Here is a 19727-nt window from a genome sequence, read left to right on the forward strand (position 1 = left end):
CCCTCCCCCTTAGGCCCTTTCCAGCTCGACGGACAATCCCTGCGCCTCCAGATAGTCGAGATACCGCTTCGCGAGCCACTTGTTAAGCTGCGGCAGCGTGCGCTCGAGCGCAGCATAACGGCCGCGCCTCGACAGCTTAGAGTACAGCCCCTTTTGCAGCGAGGCGTTGGCCGCCAGGTCCTGGGCGTTGATCTCTTGGATGCTCTCGTTGGCCCGTTCGTAGCGCTCCGCGAAATCGGGCAGCGCCACCGTTTCCGGCGGATACAGCAGTCCGGACCGGAACAAAATCTTGCCGGGACCGTCCGGCAAAATAATATTCCAGAACACTTGATCCGGCATCAGGCCGAGCGTCAGCATCGGCGGCACCGTCGCGATCGTCATGCGCTGGCGCTGCTCGGCGGTGAGCCCTTCGATCGGCGGGAAGTTCGCGGTCATGTCCGGCGAAAAGCCGGCGTCCATATGCGTGAAGCCCGTAGGGTGCATAATCTGGCCGTCTCCGTCCTCGTAGTCGACGAATCCGGCAAGCTGGCTCGGCGCGAAGTCGTGAGGACCTTTGTGCAGGTAGTTGGTGTGATAGGGCTCGATCGACGACTCGATCATAATCTTCCAGTTCCATTCGCCCTCGATGTCGACGAACGGCATCGCCGTCAGCTCGTTCAGGCGATAATTTTTCATTTCCTCGTCGAGCTTGGCGAGCGTCGGCGCAAGCGCCGGCGCGTCCGGGTCGTAGTGGGCGAAAATAAATCCGTTCCAAATCTCTACTTTGAGCGGCGGTAGACTATGATCGTGACGGAGAATATCGAACGGCTCGATGCGGATCATCTCAGGCGCCGAGATCAGCTCTCCGTCCATTCCGTACGTCCACCAGTGCAGCGGACAGCGGAAGTTTTTGCAGTTGCCGGCGCCTTCCGCGACGAGATGGCCGCGGTGCTGGCAGACGGCGGAGATGACATGGATGCTCATGTCCTTGGCGCGCGTCACGATAATCGGGTCGTCGTTCAGCTGCAGCGTATAATAATCGCCCGGATTCGGCACCTGCTCCTGCCGGCCCACGCACAGCCAGCTGCGTCCGAACACTGCTTCCTTCTCGAAGGCGAAAAAGGAGTCGCTCGTATAGCATTCGGCGGGCATGGACCGCGCCTCCTTCGTCTCCAGGAGCGAGGGACCGAGCTGGGACAGTACTTCAAGAACGTCTTTCGTAACTTTGTAAGCCATGTTCGCTTCCTCCTCGATGATCTGAACGTTGAATAGCGACGAGCGGCGGACGCTTCAGACAGGAACGAACGGCTCGCGCAGCTCGAACAGGCGCTCCGCCGCGGATTGCGCGGATAAGCGTATCTCGTCGGCGTCGGCCGTCTGAAGCTGGCGGCCGAGCACGAGCGGCTTGCCGTCGACGAACACATGGCTCACGTCCGCGCCCGAAGCCGAATACACCACATTGCTTACCGCATTGTCGTACTTGCCCCGGATGATCGGGGTCAGGTGATGCTTGCGAAAATCGACGGCGATGAGGTCCGCCTTCTTGCCGATCTCGAGCGATCCGATCTCGCCGTCGAGCCCGAGCGCCCGCGCGCCGTCGATCGTCGCCATCCGCAGCGCAGTCTCCGCCTTGATGACCGTCGCGTCGAGCAGCCGGGCCTTCTGCAGCAGCGGTACGAACTTCAGCTCCTCAAGCATGTCGAGATTGTTGTTTTCCTTTACGCCGTCGGTTCCGATGCCGACCGTGACGCCGAGATCGAGCAGCTCTTTGATCGGCGCGATGCCGGAGGCGAGCTTCAGATTGCTGACCGGACAATGCGCCACCGCGGTGCCGGTGCGGGCGAGCAGTTCCCGCTCCGAATCCTGCAGCCAGACGCAGTGCGCGAGCACGGTCCTGGGCCCGAGGATGCCGCGGTCATAGAACAGCTCGACGGGCCACCGGCCGGTCTCGGCATGCAGCCGCCTCGCCATCTCGATCGACTCTTCTCCGTGGGTATGGATGCCGGTGTCGTACTTTTCGGCATACGCGGCGGCTTTGCGGTAAGCGTCCTCCGTGCAGTAAGTCAGATGCTCCAGCGCGAACCACACCCGGATTCTGCCGTTTGCCGTCTTGTTGCGGTCCAGCACGAGCTGCACGTTTTTGTCGAGGGACTCGAAGTAATCCATGCCGGGCTTGTCGACGACGTAGGGCGCAAGCGTGGCGCGCAGGCCGAGCGTCTCTGCCGCATCCGCGCATTTATGCATGAAGCGGTACATGTCCATCACGCAGGTCGTGCCGGACAGGAGCGCCTCGGTATAGCTGAGGCGCGCCGCGGCAAATGCGATATCCTCCGTCAATGCGCGATGCTTCGGATCGACGTATTTGGTCAGCCATTCGAACACCGGCAGGTCCTCTGCGGTCCCCCGTATCAGTCCCGAGTGCAGATGAAGGTTGACGAGACCCGGCAGCAGGACGTGGCCGGACGCATCCAATCGTTCGACGCCGGCGTATTTGTCTTCCAGGGCCGCTGTCGGTCCGATGTCCGCAATTCGCCCCTTCTCGATCAGCAGCGCGCCGTCATGGATCACTTCGTCCTGGGGGTTCACCGTCAGGATCGTGGCATTCGTAATCAGCAAGCTGTCGTTCATCGCGTCCATCTCCCCGCTTCTCGTTATTGAATCGTATATCCGCCGTCCGCCAGCATCGCGCTTCCCGTTACGAAGGACGCAAGCGGGCTGCTCAGAAAAAGAATGCAGCTCGCGATCTCCTCCGGACGTCCAAGCCGGCCGAGCGGATGCATCGCGATGAGATCGTCGATCGTGCCCTGCGGCCCGCGCCTGCCTTCGAACTGCCTGCGCAGCAGCGGCGTATCGATCGCGCCCGGGCAGATGCAATTGACGCGCACGCCGTCTGCCGCCGTCTCCAGCGCCAGGCTGCGCGTGAAGTTGACGACCGCAGCTTTGGAAGCGGTATAGGCCGTGAAGCTTCCGGCGCCGACGAAGGCGAGCTGGGAAGCCGTGTTGACGATACAGCCGCGCGAAGCTCTCAGCATGGGCAGCGCCGCCTTGCAGCATAGAAACACACTCTTGAGATTGACGTTCATGAGCCGGTCCCACGCCGCTTCCGTCGTGTCTTCCAAGCCGGCCACCAGCTCGATGCCTACATTGTTAATCAGGACGTCAAGTCCACCCCAGTGCCGCCCCAGTCTATCGAACGCCGCCGCTACCGTATCGGAATCGGACAGATCGACCGGCAGCTCTATATCGCCGTCCGCCAACCGTTCCTTTTGAAAAGCGATATCGAAAACGGCCGTCTCTGCACCGGCCCGTTTAAAGGCTTCGGCAGCAGCCTTGCCGATGCCGCTCGCGCCGCCGGCGATCAGCACCTTCTTGCCCGCCAGATCCATCATCTCTCCGCCCTCCTCGCCGTTAATCTCATGACTTGCCAAGGCGCTATGCCCGGGCGTCCCGCCGTATATTGCATCTCCAGCGATTGCGAGTTCCAGATGAGGCCGCTGAGCGTGACATGAGGAAGCGCCGCATTGGACCGCCCATAAATGACGCCATCGGCGCAAATATCGCCTGATGCCGGAGCATGCGCTCCGCCTCCCCTCCTGCTTGCGAGCATGGACGCCAGCGCCGACAACGCCTCCTTTTGTCCACTGCCGGACCGCGCGAGCGTTTCGAGCGTATGCCGCGCCCGAACGAGGCGCAGCTCGCGATCCGACCGGATCGCCTCCGGGAGCGCCTCCTGTTCGGCCAACTTGATTCCAAGCGCCTGATTGCTTCGCGCAGTCCAGCCCTGCGCCGTATCGTCGTGCCAGGCCGTCTCCATCCCGTCGTGCTCGAATACGAGCAGTGTGCCGTGGCGGTCCGCGATAATGTGGCTGCCGCCGACGGTGGGCTCGGCCGCGTCGCGGTACCGCTCCCGCATGAGCGCAAGCGCCTCCGCCGCCGTGCCGCAGCGCGCCAAAGCTTCCGCCTGCGCGATCCCCCGCAGGTCGTTCATCCAGAAGCTCTCTGCCGGACGGCCGTCCGGCGCGGGCGTCTCGCAGCCGAAATAGCTGCTGATGAGCATGACGCCCCGTTCGTTCATGCCCGCATTGATGCCTTTCTGGGGCTGGATGCCGTAGGCCAGCGAGGCATATCCGTCCTCCGCGCCGGCGATGCCGTGCCAGTAACCCACCGACGGGGAATCCGAATTTTTAAATCCCAAGACCGCCGCGCCGCCATCCGCGCTTCTGCATACGATCGCTCCGATCGTGCACATCCGCTTTCCTCCTTTGCTCGCTACCGCCTTCAGAAGTTCGGATAGCTCCGATTGGCACGCATGCGACGGTAATCGATCTTCGTCCTCAGCGATGCCTCATTAAGCAGTCGGCCGGAAGCCGCCTGTGCCTTCCATGCCAGCTCCTCTTCCTCGACGCCGACGAGTCGGCCTTCCCTGACGACGACCTTGCCGCCGACGATCGTCGTATCGACGGTCTGCGACAAGCCCGCCAGCACGGGCAGCGTCGCGTCGTTATGAAGCGCGCCGGCATAAGCGAGCTGCCGCGAATCGATCATAAACAAATCAGCAGCCTTGCCGACTTCCAGCGAGCCGATATCGTCCGCCCATCCGAGCACGCGCGCCGATCCGATCGTCGCGACACGCAGGCAATCTTCCGCGCCGACGTCCGTCGTGCCGTGCATCAGATTGTGAAGCAAGTGCGCGGCGCGCACTTCGCCGAGCATGTTCGAGCCGTCGTTCGATGCCGAACCGTCCACGCCGAGACCGACCTTGACGCCGGCCTGCAGCATCTTGACGATCGGCATGACGCCGGAGCCCATTTTCATATTGCTGCATGGACAGTGCGCGACGCCGCAGCCGTGATGCGCGAGCCGGCCGATCTCTTCGTCATTGAAGTAAATGCCGTGCGCGTACCAGACGTCCGGACCGACCCAGCCATTCGTTTCCATGAATTCGAGCGGCCGCATGCCGAGCTTCTCCCGGCAAAAATCGTCTTCGTCCTTCGTCTCCGCCAGATGCGTATGCATCCGCACGCCATAGCTGCGGGCGAGGCTCGCCGATTCGCGCAGCAGGTCCGACGTGATCGAAAAGGGCGAGCACGGCGCGACGCCGACACGCAACATCGCGAATCGGCCCGGATCGTGATACGTCTCGATCAAGCGGCGCGAATCTCTCAAAATGATGTCCTCGCTCTGGCATACCTCGTCCGGCGGCAAGCCTCCTTTGGAGCGTCCGAGCGACATCGAGCCGCGCGTCGGAAAAAATCGGATCCCGAGCTCAGCGGCCGCCCGAATTTCTTCGTCGATCAGTTCCCCGGAGATACCGCTCGGAAAGCAATAGAAGTGATCCGCAGCCGTCGTACAGCCGCTCTTGAGCAGTTCGCCGAGACCGACCTTCGCGCTCAAATAGATGTCTTCCGGGCGCAGACAGCGCCAGATATCGTATAGCGTGATCAGCCAGTCGAACAGCTCGGTCTTTTGAACGAACGGAATGTTGCGCGTAAGGTTTTGATAAAGATGGTGATGCGTGTTGATGAGGCCCGGATACACGATTTTTCCGGTCGCGTCGATGACCGTATCCGCGGTTTCGTAGGGAATTTGATTTCCGATCGCCACGATCTGCTGATCTACCGCGTAAAGGCTTCCGCCGGGGTAGGCGCTGCCGTCCTTGTCCATCGTTATAATATTTCTCGCGTTTTTGATGAGGAGCGTTCGCATATCCCGTCACTATCCTCTCCGCCTCGATAGATTCATTTTAGGGGCGGAATCGGGACTCGGACAATTGCAAACGCGAACGTTTGTCATATTTTATAACGCAAATGCTCGTTTTTGTTGATCCGCATGATTAAATCCCGCAATAACGTCAGGTAATGCTACATCATTTTCAGATGGCATTGAAAATTCTGAGTCATTGGCTCTACCGTCGACTCAACATCCACGCTCTATTTGTTGAAGGCGAGGTTTTGCGCCTTTAACCTACCACAGGAACAAAAACGAGATGAAGCAGTAAACAAGCTGCTTCATCCCGTTTGCTTCATTTTTACTTTTCGGCCGTTAACGATGCCCCGTAGAAAAGATCAGAGATCATTCGCCGCTTAAACGTTGCTGCCGAACCACCCCGGCAGCTCGGCGAGCATGCGGCCAAGGGGCTCGGCGGCATACTCGTTCAACGGCGCCTCAAAATAATCGCTATTCGACGTCCAGTGAATCTTGCCCGCCATGACGGCCGGCAAGCTCAGCCAGGCCTCGGACCTGGACAAGCGTTCCCAAGCTTCGTCCGCACCGGGATCCCGGCTTTTGTGTACGAGTATCCGGTCTGCGCCGAGGCGCGCAAGCAGATCTGGATCGACCGATTTTGACCATAAGACCCCCTGCTCGCTTAACCCTTCAGGCTCGCCGAAGCCTATATCGTCGTACAGCTGCGTAGCCGCCCGCCGCCCGCATATTTCCACGCCTCGTCCGCCGACGACAAGCACGAGCAAGTTATCCCGGCCGACACTCTTCGTCAACCGGTCGCGCGTCGCGGCGACGTTGCGATCGTAGCGGGCAAGCCATTGCTCGCCCTCCGCAGCGCGATCCAAAAATGCCGCCACGCGCCGAATATGGGTGCGCCAATTCTCTTCCCAATCAAGCAACAGCGTCGGCGCGATTTCCTTCAACTTGTCCTGCTCCTCTTGCGGAATAAACGAAGCGATGCCGACGATCTTGTCCGGCCGCGAATGTTCAAGCACGTTCCGATTAAAATCGTATTGATGACTGAGCGGCGCCTTCACCTCAAAGGCATACCGGTTCCGATAATAATCCGTCCAATATTGGTCTGTCGGCGCGGAGTAAGGGATCGTCCTGAGCGCCAGCAGCTGTCCGATGTTGACCCAGCTGTATGCGGCGACTCGCAGCTTCTGATTGCGCTGGTAGACGGCCGGCGCAATGCCGGTCTGTTTTTTGAACAAGCTGCTGAAGTAGCTCTCGCTCGTATATCCGATCCGCTCGGCAATCTCGCCGAGCGACGGACCGTTTCGTTCGTTCAGCAGCCGCTTGGCGTCGCGCAGCCGAAGCTCCGTACGGTATTCCACGACGCCTTTCCCGTACTTTTCCTTGAACAGCCTCATGAAGTGGAACCGGCTGAGACCCGCGACGGCGGCCAGCGTATCGATCGTTATGTCGCCGGTATAACGATGCTCAAGCTCCGAACGAGCCGCCTCCAAGGCTCTGTCCGTTTGCTGCTCGCGGCAGCTCAGCGCCAGACTGAGCAATTCCAGCAGCGCGGCTTCGCAGCGTAAGCGGTCCGACGGCAGTCCCGTTTTCCAGCCCGCGCTTATCAATCCGAACAGCCTGCCGGCATCCGCTGCCGAGGACAGCTGCACGTCCGTCGGAAACGGCAAACGCGATTGCAACGTCTTCTCGTCGCGCGGCATGGCATCGAGGTCGGGGGGCATGAAGGCATAAAACTCCAGCATAAGAAGCTCGGTCGAAAATCCCGAATAGTTCGTCAGCTCGACCAGGCTTCCCGGCAAGCAGACGAACAGCGCCCCGGGTCGCAGCGGATGCGACCGCCCGTCGATGACCAGGCGTCCCCCATGCGCGTTGGACAACAGCAGCGCAGCCGACTTCGTCTCGATGAATCGCCTTTCCGCCGGCCCGCTTTGCGGCTTCTCGCGGATCGCGACAACGTCCAGCAGCCGATAACAGAGCAGACCTGCAGCCTCGGGCTGCAGGTCGGAAATCTCGTTACGCATGGAGACTCTTAAGCACATCGTCCATAATCAAACCGCTCGCGATCGAATTCAGATTGAACCAGTAGCCCGAATCCGCTTCGAATACTTGTCCCGCCTTGACTGCCTTCAGCGCTTTCCAGAGCGGGTTGTCTGAAGGAGGCGCGGCACGGCCGGGCCCGGAGAGGACAAAGATATAATCGACGTCCTCGAGCTCTGCCAGCTTTTCGATCGAATAGGTCTCATAATTGCCGTTCACGACGGCCGGCTGCTTGAAGCCCAGCGCCTGATACAGCGTGACGCCTCCATAGAAGTTCGGTCCGAACAGCTTGAAGCCCTTCTCGTCGACGCCCTGGAGCAGGACGGCCGTCTTGTCCTTCGGCAGATCGCCGAGCCGCGCCTTGGCGTCCGCCAGCTTATCGTCGTACTGCTTCAGCGCGGCAGCAGCCGCTTTTTCATCGTTGAGCAGCTTGCCGAGCTTCTCCAGATTGCCCCGCCAGTCCGAGTCGTTGTCCGACAGCACGTATGTAGGCGCGACCTGCGCGAATTGCTCGTAGCTGCCTTCCGGCACGTATACCGGAGACAGGAAGATAATCAGGTCGGGATTATAGGAGAGCGCCTCCTCCGGCTTTAATCCGTTGTCCATCTTAAGCGGCGGAACGTCGGCAAGCCTGTCCTGCAAATATTGCTGGGGAACGCCGCCCGCGCTCCATTGGGCGACCGGCTTGATGCCGATGGCGCTGAGCGGATCCTCCAGGAATGGCGCGATGATGCGCTGCGGGTGAGCCGGCACCTTCACTTCGTGACCGGCGGCGTCGGTAAGAAGGCGGTACGCCGACACATCGGTTGATTCGGCGGCTGCCGACGTTGCCGGCGCGGAAGCTTCCGCCGTCGCTGCAGCCGTGCCGGATGCCGACTGGGACGCGGAGGAATTCGTGTTCGAGCTGCCGCATGCGGCAAGGACGGAAATAAGAACAACGAGCGAAACGAATTGCGTAAAACGGATGAATCTGTTCATGTTAGAGGACTCCTATGCAATTGATATTGATTATCATTCTTACGTTAGTATAATAGCTCTACCCCATGTTGTGAATGGCGAATTGTGCGGTCTTTTCGTCAGGCACCGCATTATGACTGAAATGTTGTATTTCTCATCGGTCATCCGAACGAAAAACGTCCATAACCTTTTCGGTCATGGACGCCTTGGCGACGGTCTTTATTTTAGTAACGCTCCAAAATTTTTGTCGTCTTGAGACCGTCCTGGGGCAAAAACCAGCCTTCCGAGATCAGCTTGTTTTTCAGTGAATCTCTTCTTGCGGATGCGGTCGCATAATCGTCTTCCTTGAAGGAGGCCTCGACAAGGTATTCGTAGCCGCTGCCCGACGCCTTCTTGATTTCCCATACTTCAATGTAAAGCTCTTCGCCGCCCCACGCTCCGATCGAACGCTTTGCGCTTACCGGTCCGTAAATATGGGCGTCATGGAGAATATCTTCCGCCCAGCCCCCGGATTGCCAATTTTCCAGTTTGCCGGGAATGAGATCCTCGGCAAGATCTTTCGAATCTCCCTTGCTTGGCAGCTCCATGCCGTCATAGCCGTCAAGCTCCGCATCCTTCTTGTTGCTGAAGCTAAGCGTCTGCGATGCGTAGCCCCAATCGATCTGCGCCTCGTAATCGTCCTCGTCCGCGTCGAAGCCGTCGGCAGCCGCAGCAATAAGCGCAGCCTGGATATTGCCTCCCGCGACCGGATAACGCATTTTATACGTGACTTCGAACGCCTCGTCGCTGTAGGCTTCCATTTTCCGAATCCGAACATCCCAGCCTTCGGCGTGCAGATCGAGATTATCGCCGTCCAAGTACGCGACGTTCATCTTTTCGACCGTGGAAGGCATGTCGAACGCGTTCAGCACCGCGTTCTTCAGCTTATGGTCCGAGCCCAGCACGACCGCCGGATCCAGATACCATTTTACCTCGTAGTCCGGCGTCGCAACGCCTGCGGCATAAACCTTCTGTCCGCCCGGCCAACCGGACAGGAGCGTGCTTGCGCCGAGCAAGGCGCAGGCCAACATCAGCGAACCTTTTTTCATTAATGAATCCCTCCTTCGAATACCGGTTCATACAGCGTTACACGATCAACATGCGACCCTGCCGGCCCGGCTTGCTACAACTTTATCAAACGATTATTCGGCGCGCATTCGATCGGCATCAACGCCGAGTCAAGCCATTTTCGGTATTTTCTTGCTCCGTATCGAATGTATCTATAAGGCGTAAAACGAAAAAAACGCCTCGCGGCGGGATTCTATCCCACACGCGAGACGTAGTCGACGGCGTTTAGCGCGACGATTGGGCGGACGACTTGGCTGCTTCAGCCTTGGCGTTGCCCTCGGACTTGAGCACCTCATGGTGCGGCTTGACTTTCCGGATAAAGAATGCCAGCACCAACGCGGCGATCGTGATCCAGGTCGCGACGACGAACGCGTGCTGGATGCCGTACAGCGTCGCTTCCTTGCCGATTTCGATCACTTGAGCCGCGTTCGCCTTGTCGTTCGGATCGATTCCTGCGGCGATGGTGAGCGCGCGGCCTTCGTCGGCCGCTTTGTTCGTCATAATCGTTACGAGCAAGGCGGTTCCGAGCGCGCCGGCGACGTTACGCAGCGTCTGCGACATGGCCGAACCGTGCGAGTTGAGCGTCTGCGGCAGCTGGTTCATACCGGCCGTCTGGATCGGCATCATAAGCAGCGACATGCCGAACATCCGCGCGGAGTAAATCAGAATGATATGCATGTAAGTCGAATCCAGCGCGATCCGGCTCAGCTCCCACGTCGTGAGCGACGTGATGATAAGACCGATGACGGCCAACCAGCGCGCGCCGATTTTGTCGAAGATCATGCCCGTGATCGGAGACATAATCCCCATCAGGATGGCGCCCGGCAGCAGCAATAGGCCGGATTCGAGCGGCGTGAAGCCGCGAATGTTCTGCAGATAGATCGGCATGAGCACCATTGCGGAGAACATCGCCATCGTGATGATGACGTTGATGACCGTCGTCAGCGAGTACATGTCGAATTTGAACACGCGGAATTCGAGCAGCGGCTTCTTGGCGGTCAGCTCCCGCCATACGAACAACAAGAGTGCGACTGCGCCGACGATCAAGCTGACGATGACTCTCGTGCTATCCCAACCGTCGTTGCCGGCGTCGCTGAAGCCGTAAAGGATGCCGCCAAAGCCGAGCGTCGAGAACACGACGCCAAGAACGTCCAGCTTCGGTTTAGAAGTTTGGGTGACGTTTTTCATCGCGAACGAGCCATAAATAAGCGAAAATATCGCGAGCGGCAGGACGATGTAGAACAAGACGCGCCAGGAGTAGTGCTCGACGACCCAGCCGGAAAGAGTGGGACCGACGGCCGGCGCGAAGATCATAGCCAGACCCATCATCCCCATCGCCTTGCCACGCTGCTCGATCGGGAAGATCGTCAGAAATACGACCGACATAAGCGGCATCATGATGCCCGCGCCCACGGCCTGGATCAGGCGGCCTGTCAGCAGCGTGCCGAAGTTCGGCGCGACCGCAGCCACGACGGTGCCGACCGTGAATAATCCCATGGCGACGATGTATAACTGACGGGTTGAGAACTTGGAAATCAAATACGCGGTAACCGGAATGACGACGCCGTTGACAAGCATGTAGCCCGTCACGAGCCATTGAATCGTATTGGACCCGATATCGAGATCTGCCATCATCTTCGGCAGCGCGACGTTCAGCAGCGTCTGGCTCAGCAGCGCGACGAAGGCGCCGATGAGGAGAGACGCGACGATCGGACCTTTTCTCAGGGTGGATGTTATGGCATTACTCATCTTTATTTTCCTCTCTCGCCTTGTGTAATATTTGCACGATGCGTCCATGGATGCGCAGCAGGTCGTTCAGATCTTGCTCGCCGAGCTCATTAAGCGGCTCCAGCATTACTTTTCTCCGCTCGTCGATCTTTGCCCATAATTGTTCGCCTTCAGGCGTCAATCGCAGCGATATGGAACGGCGATCGTTCTCGGGACGCTCCCGCGAGACGAGCTTGGCCTTGACCATCCGCTCGACGATACCGCTCGCGGTGCTCGGGCCGACGAACAGACAGTCGGCAAGCTCCGACAGACTCATCTGCGGCTTGCTTCTGAGCGACTTCATGACGAGCAGCTGAATCGGCGTAACGCCAAGATGCTGGCCTGCCCGCTGCATCGAATGGTAAAACGACTGATTGACTTCTCTAAAAGACGTGAACAGCTCGGATATCAACGTTTGATGCTGCAATCTCCCTCCCCCTTTACCGAAATATTTGGTCTAAACCTTAAAATGATTTCCTTGCAAATAATTGTTCAACAAATAATTCGCATACGAAGTATATTAGTACAGCTGGCTTAACCGGTCAAACCTTATTTTTACCCAAAAACAAAGAAAAACCGCAGCAAGCTGCCCTGAGGGCGGCTGCTGCGGCCGGATGTTCACCTTATTCCGTCTTAACGCTTTATTGCTCTTCTGCATTCGGTTGATCTTCGGCCAGCCCTGCAAAAAGAGCGTGTACGAACTGCTCGGCATCGAACTGCTGCAGATCGTCCATCTTTTCGCCGAGGCCGACGAACTTGACCGGCAGGGACATCTCGCGGCGGATGGCGATGACGATGCCCCCCTTGGCCGTGCCGTCGAGCTTGGTCAGTACGAGACCGGAGACGCCGCTCTTCTCGCCGAACAGCTTGGCTTGCTGAAGCGCATTCTGTCCCGTGGCCGCGTCGAGCACGAGCAGCGTCTCGTGCGGTGCGCTCGGAATCTCGCGCTGGATAACGCGATAGATCTTGGACAGCTCCTCCATCAGGTTCGCCTTGTTCTGCAGTCGTCCGGCCGTATCGCAGAGCAGGACATCGACGCCGCGCTGCTTGGCTGCCTGGACAGCATCGTACATGACGGCTGCAGGGTCGGAGCCGGCTTGCTGACTAATGACCTCGACGCCGACGCGCTCGCCCCAAACTTGCAGCTGCTCGATGGCGCCTGCGCGGAACGTATCGCCTGCGGCAAGCAGCACCTTTTTGCCCTCTTGCTTGAAGCGGTGCGCGAGCTTGCCGATCGTCGTCGTTTTGCCGACGCCGTTCACGCCTACGAACAAAATGACCGTAATGCCGTTCGGATTCATCTTGAGCTGGGACGATTCATCGCTTTCAGTCAACAGCCCGACCAATTTTTCGGATAAAATGGGCTGCAGCTCCGACGGCTGCTCGATGCGGCGTTTTTTCACCTCGTCGCGCAAATCCTCGATCAGCTCCATGACCGTGTTGACGCCAACGTCCGCGCCGATCAGAATTTCTTCAAGCTCCTCGAAAAACGCCTCGTCGATTTTTTTGCGACGGCTGAACAAGTCCGTCACCTGGCCGACGAAGGCGTCGCGCGTCTTAGTGAGGCCTTCCTTGAACTTATTCGTTACCGCTTCGGTCTTCGAAGCGATGCTTTCCTTCAGTCGTTTAAAAAAGCTCATCTTCCGTTCCTCCTGCCGGGCATCCCGCCGATACGCATGTTCGGCGTCCGTCCCGTCCTTCAATATGAATCGTCGCCGCGAGCCATTAATATCGTCGAAATGTTTGATTGCGGGATCGTCAGTTCGTTACGCCGTCGCTTCCGCCGTAAATTCTTCGCTTTCTTCGAGTTTGACGGACACGAGCTTGGACACGCCGCCTTCTTCCATCGTCACGCCGTACAGCATGTCCGCTTCCTCCATCGTGCCCTTGCGGTGCGTGACGACGATGAACTGCGTCAGCTCGGAAAAATCGCGCATATACCGCGCGTACCGCGCGACATTGGCTTCGTCCAGCGCGGCTTCGACTTCGTCGAGCACGCAGAACGGCACCGGCTTCACGTTCAGAATGGCGAACAGCAGCGCGATCGCCGTCAAGGCCCGCTCGCCGCCGGAGAGCAGCTGCAGGTTCTGCAGCTTTTTGCCCGGCGGCTGGGCGACGATCTCGATGCCTGTGTCGAGCGGGCGCTCGGGCTCGCTTAAGATGAGGTCCGCGCGGCCGCCGCCGAAAAGCTTGGAGAAGACGCCGACGAAGTGGCCTCGTATCTGGTCGAAGGTCGTACGGAACCTTCTCGACATTTCCTCGTCCATCTCGTGGATGATCGCATGAAGCTTGCTTTTGGCTTCCATGAGATCGTTCTTCTGCGCATCCAAAAATTCATAGCGCTCGCTTACGCGCTTGAATTCTTCGATGGCGCCCAGGTTGACCTCGCCGAGCATCGTAATCTTGCGCTTGAGCTCCCGTACGTCGTTCTGGGCGGCGGGAACGTCCTCGGGGACGGCATACTTCTCCTTTGCCCATTCGTAGCCGATCTCGTATTCCTCGCTGAGCTTGCGGAGGAGATTGTCGAGCTCGACGTCCATCCGGTTCGAAGAGATCTCCGCCTGACGCAGCTGATCCTCGACTTGACGCAGCTGGCTGCGCTGCTCGCGCGTTTCGTTTTCCTTGCGTTCGAGCTCGCGCTGCCGCTTGGAACGGTCGGCACGCCGAAATTCGATGCCTTCGGTATATTCCTTTTTGGCGAGCCGCAGCTGGTTAAGCCGTTCGCGCTGCTGATTCTGCTCGGCAGCCGTACGCTCGGTATCCGCCGTATTCTGCGCGAGCGTCTCCTTCAGCTGTCGCGATTCGGCGGACAGCCGCATCTCGTCGCTGCGATGGCGGCTCGACTGCTCGACGATCGATGCGCGCTCCTGCTCCATGCGCGCGATCGACACCTTCATCTGCGTTAGCTGCGCCTGCAACTCTTCCTTCGCGCTCGCGCTCCGCCGTTTGAACTCTTCCGCCTCGCGTATGGCGCGCGACAGGCGCACTTCCTCGGCAGTATGCTTCACGAGCCTGGCTTCGGCTTCGGCGCGGGCGGCAGCGAGCTCTTTTTTCTCGCGGCCAAGCCCGCCTTCGTCGCCGCCGATCGCGGCCAGCTGCGCCTCCAGCTGTTCCCGCTCCTCGGCATGCCGCTGCCGCTGGGCCGACGCCTGCTGCTCTTCCATCCGGGCGCGCTCGCCGGACTCCCGGAGCTGCTCGATATTTTGCTGCGCCAGCGCGAGCTCCTTTTTCAGGTCGTCGAATTCGGCACGCAGCTTAATTCGAGCCTGCTCCGCCGCTTTGATCTCCTTGGCGAGCTCTTCAAGCTGGCGCTGGCGGCCGAGCAGATTGGACGATTTGCGCGCCATGCTGCCGCCCGTCATCGAGCCCCCGGCATTGACGACGTCGCCGTCAAGGGTAACGACCCGATAGCGGTATTGCAGCCGCGAGGCAATCCGGTTGGCATGCTCGAGCTTTTCGGCGATCATCACGTTGCCGAGCATGCTGCCGACGATCGCCGCGTACTTGTGCTCGAAGCTAACGAGCTCGGACGCCACGCCGACAAAGCCTTCCAGCTCCGCTACGCTCCTGCGGTCTCCGTCTCCGACGTTCCGCGCCTTGATGACGTCGAGCGGCAGGAACGTCGCGCGACCCGATTGCCGCTGCTTCAAGTAGCCGATCGCGGCCCGCGAGGTCGCTTCGTTTTCCATGACGATATTTTGCAGCGCTGCGCCGAGCGCGGTCTCGACGGCCACCTCCAGGTGTGCCGGCACGGTCACAAGCTCGGCAACCGCACCGTGAACGCCGTGCAGGTGCCCGCGCTTCGCGGCCTTCAGCACTTCGCGAACGCCATGCTGGAAGCCGTCGTAATCGTTCGCCAGCTCCGCGATCGTATCGCGCCGCGACACAAGCGCCTCGCGTTTCTGATCCCAGCGGCGTCCCTCGCCCTGCGTCTCCTCGAGCCGCCGCTGCAGATCGGCAACGCGGGTGCCTTCCGAGATATAGCGGTCGCGCGTCTGGGCGACCGCCTGCGCGCAGGCCGCAACCCGCAGCTCGAGTTCCGCGCCTCTAAGCTTGAGCGCTTCGCGCTGCTCCTCGAGCTTGGCTCGCTCGCCTGCCGTGCGCGCCGACTTGCGCGCGAGCTCCTCCCGCTGCTGCTCGCAGTAGCGAATATCGTTGCGCGCTTGGGCCATCGCGTTCATCGTCTCGAACAGATCCGTCTTCAGCCGTTCTTCGGCGTCCTCGCTGCCGTCCGCGATCGCAAGCTTCACTTCTTCCTCGATCAGCTTCGCCTGCAGCGCCTCCAGTTCGCCTTCGACCTGGGCGCGGCGGCTCTCGATCTTCTCGCCCTCGGCCTTCGAAGCGGTCAATCGCTCGGTTACCAGGGACAGACTCTCTTCAAGCTGCGTGCGGCCGCGCGCCAGATTCGCCATCCGCTCCGTCAGCAGCTCGCCGTAGCCTTCGCTTTTTTCGGTCTCTTCCGTCGTCCGCAGCAGCTCGTCCTGCAAGCGCTCGAGCGCTTCCTCTAGCCGCTGCAGCGCTTGGCGCTCTTCCTCGAGCTGCGCATCGTGCGCCGACACGACCGTCGATAGCTCGAGCTGTTCCTTGCGGAGCTTCTCGAGCTTGCCGTTCGTCTCCGCCCAGGTTTTGTGCACGGTGTCGATCTGATGCACGTACAGCGCGATCTCTTTGTTTTTGAGCTCTTCCTTCAGCAGCTTGAACGACTCGGCCTTCGCCGCCTGCTTGCGCAAAGGCTCGACCTGGCTCTCGAGTTCGACGACAAGGTCGTTGATCCGCAGCAGGTTGCCTTCGGTGTCCTCCAGCTTGCGCTGCGCTTCCTTTTTGCGCGACTTGTACTTGACGATGCCCGACGCTTCCTCGAAAATGCCGCGGCGATCTTCCGAGCGCGTACTTAAAATCTCCTCGATGCGCCCTTGACCGATGATCGAGTAAGCTTCCTTGCCGATGCCGGTATCCATGAACAGCTCCGTGATATCCTTAAGACGGCACGGCTGCTTGTTGATTAAATACTCGCTGTCCCCGCTCCGGTGAACGCGGCGCGTTACGGTCACCTCCGCGAACTCGAGCGGCAGCGCCTTGTCGCTGTTGTCGAGCGTGAGCGACACTTCGCCGAAATTGACCGCCTTGCGGGCGTCGCTGCCGGCAAAGATGACATCCTGCATATTGCCGCCTCGGAGGCTCTTGGCGCTCTGTTCGCCGAGTACCCAGCGGATGCCGTCGGAGATGTTGCTCTTGCCGCTGCCGTTTGGGCCGACGACGGCCGTAATGCCGCGTCCGAACTCAAGCTGTGTCCGATCCGCGAACGATTTGAAGCCGGCGAGCTCAATGCCTTTCAGATACATGGGGATCCCTCACCTTTTGTCTATCGCTGCCCGCAGCTTGGCCGCCGCCCGTCTCCGCGTCCGCCCGCAGCTGGCGAAGCGCCTGCGCGGCCGACTGCTGCTCGGCTTCCTTTTTGGAGCGACCGGCCCCCTGACCGAGCCGCCGCTCGCCGATTCGCACCTCGACGACGAATTCCCGGTCGTGGGCCGGTCCGCGCTCCTCGAGAATCCGGTAATCGAGCGTGCCCAGACCGAGATGCTGCACGCGCTCCTGCAGCTCTGTCTTATGGTCTTTGATCGGCGCCTGGCCTTCCTTGGGCAAATGCGCGAACAGATGCTCGCCAAGAAAGCGGTTAACCTCCACCAAGCCTTGATCCAAATACAATGCGCCGACAAACGCCTCGAAGGCGTCGGCCAGCAAGGACGGACGGCTTCGGCCACCCGTCTGCTCCTCCCCTTTGCCGAGCAGCACGACCTGCCCGAATTCGAGCGCCTCGGCAAAACGGACAAGCGACGGCTCGCAAACGATCGCGGCTCTCAGGCGCGTGAGTTCGCCCTCGGGACGGTCCGGATACATCCGGTACAGCGCCTCGGATACGGTCAGTTGAAGAACGGCGTCGCCAAGAAACTCAAGGCGCTCGTTGTGCTCCACGCGCGAGCCCCGCTGCTCGTTCACGTATGAGGTATGGGTAAAAGCCTGCCTTAGCAGCGAGACGTTGCGGAAGCGAACGCCCGCTCTCTCCTGCAGCCGGTTCATGACTTCGCTCATGTTCGGCATCCTCCTTCGTGATCCTCCGCATTTCATGACGCTTCGTTGTCCCGCCGCCAGGCGGGCACATGCGTCTTATTTTAAAAAAAAGCAGGCGGCACGCCGCCTGCGTCATGGCCGAGCGCTTACGTTCAAGCCTCGTATTTGCGCAAAATAACCGTGGCATTGTGACCGCCGAAGCCAAACGAATTCGACAACGCCACCTTCACGTCCGCCTCGCGCGGTACGTTCGGCACGCAATCCAGGTCGCACTCCGGATCCTGGTTGTCGAGATTGATCGTCGGCGGGAGCACGCCGTTCTGGAGCGCCAGGCCGACGATAACGGCTTCGACGCCGCCGGCGGCACCGAGCATGTGGCCGGTCATCGACTTGGTCGAGCTGACCGCGAGCTTGTGCGCATGCTCGCCGAACGTGCGCTTGATCGCTTCGGTCTCGGACTTGTCCCCGACAGGCGTAGACGTGCCGTGCGCGTTGATGTAGCCGATCTCCTCGGCCGCGATCCCCGCGTCCTTGATCGCTCTGGCCATGCAGCGTGCAGCGCCGTCCGGATCCGGCTCGGTCATATGGTGAGCGTCGCCGCTCATGCCGTAGCCGATGATCTCGGCGTAGATATGCGCGCCGCGCGCCGTCGCGTGCTCAAGCGACTCCAAAATGAGCACGCCCGCGCCTTCGCCCATGACGAAGCCGTCGCGGTCCGTATCGAACGGGCGGCTCGCCTTTTCAGGCTCCTCGTTGCGCGTGCTCATCGCCCGCATATTGGAAAATCCGGCGACCGCGATCGGACGGATCGTTGCTTCGGCGCCGCCGCAGATCATGACGTCGGCGTCTCCGCGCTGGATCAGCTTGTACGAATCGCCGATCGAATGCGTGCCTGTCGCGCAGGCCGTGACGGCAGTCGTGTTGGGCCCCTTGGCGCCCGTAACGATCGAGATCTGGCCGCTCGCCATGTTCGCGATCATCATCGGGATAAAGAACGGACTGACGCGTCGCGGTCCCTTTTCCATCAGGATCGTATGCTGATCTTCCCAGGTGCCGAGTCCGCCGATGCCGGAGCCGACGCTCACGCCGACGCGGTCGGCTTCGGCATTGACGCCGATCTCAAGACCCGCGTCCTTCACGGCGCTGAGCGAGGCCGCGAGGCCGAACTGCACGAAACGGTCCATGCGGCGCGCTTCCTTCTTGTCGATGCCGTGCGCTTCTGGCTCCCAGTTCTTCACTTCGGCCGCAATCTTCGTCGGATAGTCGGCCGTATCGAACGCCTCGATCAGGCTCACGCCCGACTTGCCGGCGAGCAGGCTGTCCCAAAACGTATTCAAATCCGTACCCAGGGAGGTAACGACTCCCATGCCGGTTACAACTACACGATGTGCCAAACGATGTTCACCTCTTCAGCCGATGCGTAAACGTTCGGCGCGTCTTTTGACGGACGGCCCGTTTCGCGTAGAAATCCGGGCGATCCGGATGCTAGAGGCGTCCGAATCCCCGGAGCGGATGGTAAGCAAGACTCACGAACGGATCGGCGTCCGCATAAGGACGGATCCCGTCATTTATTGCAGCGATTCGTCCCGCCCGGGAAGAATCGTTCTAATAAATACGGCGTCCGCCGCGGCATGGCGCATATCCGGCTCCGTACAGGTAGCGACGGCCCGGGACCGTCCTCACGGATGGCCGCCGGGCCGCAGACCCAAAAATCGATGCATAATGTGGAGAAGTCCCGCTCTTCGAAGCGGGACCTTGTCAGATCAGTTAGGCATGAGATTGTATGTAATTTACGACTTCTCCCACCGTAGTGATCTTCTCTGCATCCTCATCGGAGATCTCCAAGTCGAATTCGTCTTCGAGTTCCATTACCAGTTCGACGACATCAAGAGAGTCGGCGCCCAAGTCATCCTTAAAGTTCGCTTCGTTGGTGACTTCGGCCTCTTCTACGCCCAGGCGTTCGACCACGATGCGTTTAACGCGATCATATACATCGGACATCCGGTTCACCTCCCTTTTGGTATTATACGAGATAGATGGACAAAAAGCCAGCGCGTAAACGGTTCCGCAATAGCCTCTTGTCCGTTGCGCCGCACGCCCGCGGACCC

The 19727-nt window shown here is 60.0% G+C and carries 15 protein-coding genes; all 15 read right to left on the reverse strand.

Annotated elements, in window-relative coordinates:
- Window positions 1–9: 9 nt before the first annotated feature.
- The gene (locus tag KB449_RS14945) at window positions 10–1215 is read right to left on the reverse strand and encodes an aromatic ring-hydroxylating oxygenase subunit alpha (RefSeq protein WP_282909141.1); all 1206 of its coding nucleotides are present in this window, start codon (window positions 1213–1215) and stop codon (window positions 10–12) included.
- Between the two features lie 54 nt (window positions 1216–1269).
- Window positions 1270–2607: an amidohydrolase family protein gene (locus KB449_RS14950; RefSeq protein WP_282909142.1), complete on the reverse strand. Its 1338-nt coding sequence runs from the start codon at window positions 2605–2607 to the stop codon at window positions 1270–1272.
- 23 nt (window positions 2608–2630) lie between these two features.
- Entirely contained in the window at window positions 2631–3368 is a 738-nt protein-coding gene (locus KB449_RS14955) for an SDR family NAD(P)-dependent oxidoreductase (protein ID WP_282909143.1), read from the reverse strand.
- Entirely contained in the window at window positions 3365–4228 is an 864-nt protein-coding gene (locus tag KB449_RS14960; protein WP_282909144.1) for a C45 family peptidase, read from the reverse strand. Before KB449_RS14960 ends, KB449_RS14955 begins: the two co-directional genes overlap by 4 nt.
- Window positions 4229–4257: 29 nt before the next feature.
- On the reverse strand, window positions 4258–5685 hold the full coding sequence (locus tag KB449_RS14965; RefSeq protein WP_282909145.1) for an 8-oxoguanine deaminase: 1428 nt from the start codon (window positions 5683–5685) through the stop codon (window positions 4258–4260).
- 377 nt (window positions 5686–6062) lie between these two features.
- Window positions 6063–7703 carry a helix-turn-helix domain-containing protein gene (locus KB449_RS14970; RefSeq protein ID WP_282909146.1) on the reverse strand — a complete coding sequence of 547 codons (1641 nt, stop codon included), beginning with the start codon at window positions 7701–7703 and terminating at the stop codon, window positions 6063–6065.
- Complete coding sequence (locus tag KB449_RS14975) at window positions 7696–8697, reverse strand: ABC transporter substrate-binding protein (RefSeq protein ID WP_282909147.1); 1002 nt, start codon at window positions 8695–8697, stop codon at window positions 7696–7698. The genes KB449_RS14970 and KB449_RS14975 overlap by 8 nt, the downstream gene beginning before the upstream one ends.
- Before the next feature lie 203 nt (window positions 8698–8900).
- Window positions 8901–9764, reverse strand: a complete 864-nt coding sequence (locus KB449_RS14980) for a hypothetical protein (RefSeq protein WP_282909148.1) — start codon at window positions 9762–9764, stop codon at window positions 8901–8903.
- Between the two features lie 244 nt (window positions 9765–10008).
- Complete coding sequence (locus KB449_RS14985; RefSeq protein WP_282909149.1) at window positions 10009–11532, reverse strand: DHA2 family efflux MFS transporter permease subunit; 1524 nt, start codon at window positions 11530–11532, stop codon at window positions 10009–10011.
- Window positions 11525–11977: a MarR family winged helix-turn-helix transcriptional regulator gene (locus KB449_RS14990; protein WP_282909150.1), complete on the reverse strand. Its 453-nt coding sequence runs from the start codon at window positions 11975–11977 to the stop codon at window positions 11525–11527. Before KB449_RS14990 ends, KB449_RS14985 begins: the two co-directional genes overlap by 8 nt.
- A 214-nt stretch (window positions 11978–12191) precedes the next feature.
- Window positions 12192–13190 carry a signal recognition particle-docking protein FtsY gene (gene ftsY / locus KB449_RS14995; RefSeq protein ID WP_282909151.1) on the reverse strand — a complete coding sequence of 333 codons (999 nt, stop codon included), beginning with the start codon at window positions 13188–13190 and terminating at the stop codon, window positions 12192–12194.
- 126 nt (window positions 13191–13316) lie between these two features.
- On the reverse strand, window positions 13317–16892 hold the full coding sequence (smc, locus tag KB449_RS15000) for a chromosome segregation protein SMC (RefSeq protein ID WP_282909152.1): 3576 nt from the start codon (window positions 16890–16892) through the stop codon (window positions 13317–13319).
- Window positions 16873–17640 carry a ribonuclease III gene (gene rnc, locus KB449_RS15005; protein WP_282909153.1) on the reverse strand — a complete coding sequence of 256 codons (768 nt, stop codon included), beginning with the start codon at window positions 17638–17640 and terminating at the stop codon, window positions 16873–16875. Before rnc ends, smc begins: the two co-directional genes overlap by 20 nt.
- Before the next feature lie 131 nt (window positions 17641–17771).
- Complete coding sequence (gene fabF, locus KB449_RS15010; RefSeq protein ID WP_282909154.1) at window positions 17772–19013, reverse strand: beta-ketoacyl-ACP synthase II; 1242 nt, start codon at window positions 19011–19013, stop codon at window positions 17772–17774.
- Window positions 19014–19386: 373 nt separating this feature from the next.
- A complete protein-coding gene (gene acpP, locus KB449_RS15015; RefSeq protein ID WP_090117455.1) occupies window positions 19387–19620 on the reverse strand; it encodes an acyl carrier protein in 234 nt (77 codons plus the stop codon).
- Window positions 19621–19727 lie beyond the last annotated feature (107 nt).

Origin of the sequence: Cohnella hashimotonis (assembly GCF_030014955.1) — a bacterium.
Classification (GTDB): domain Bacteria; phylum Bacillota; class Bacilli; order Paenibacillales; family Paenibacillaceae; genus Cohnella; species Cohnella hashimotonis.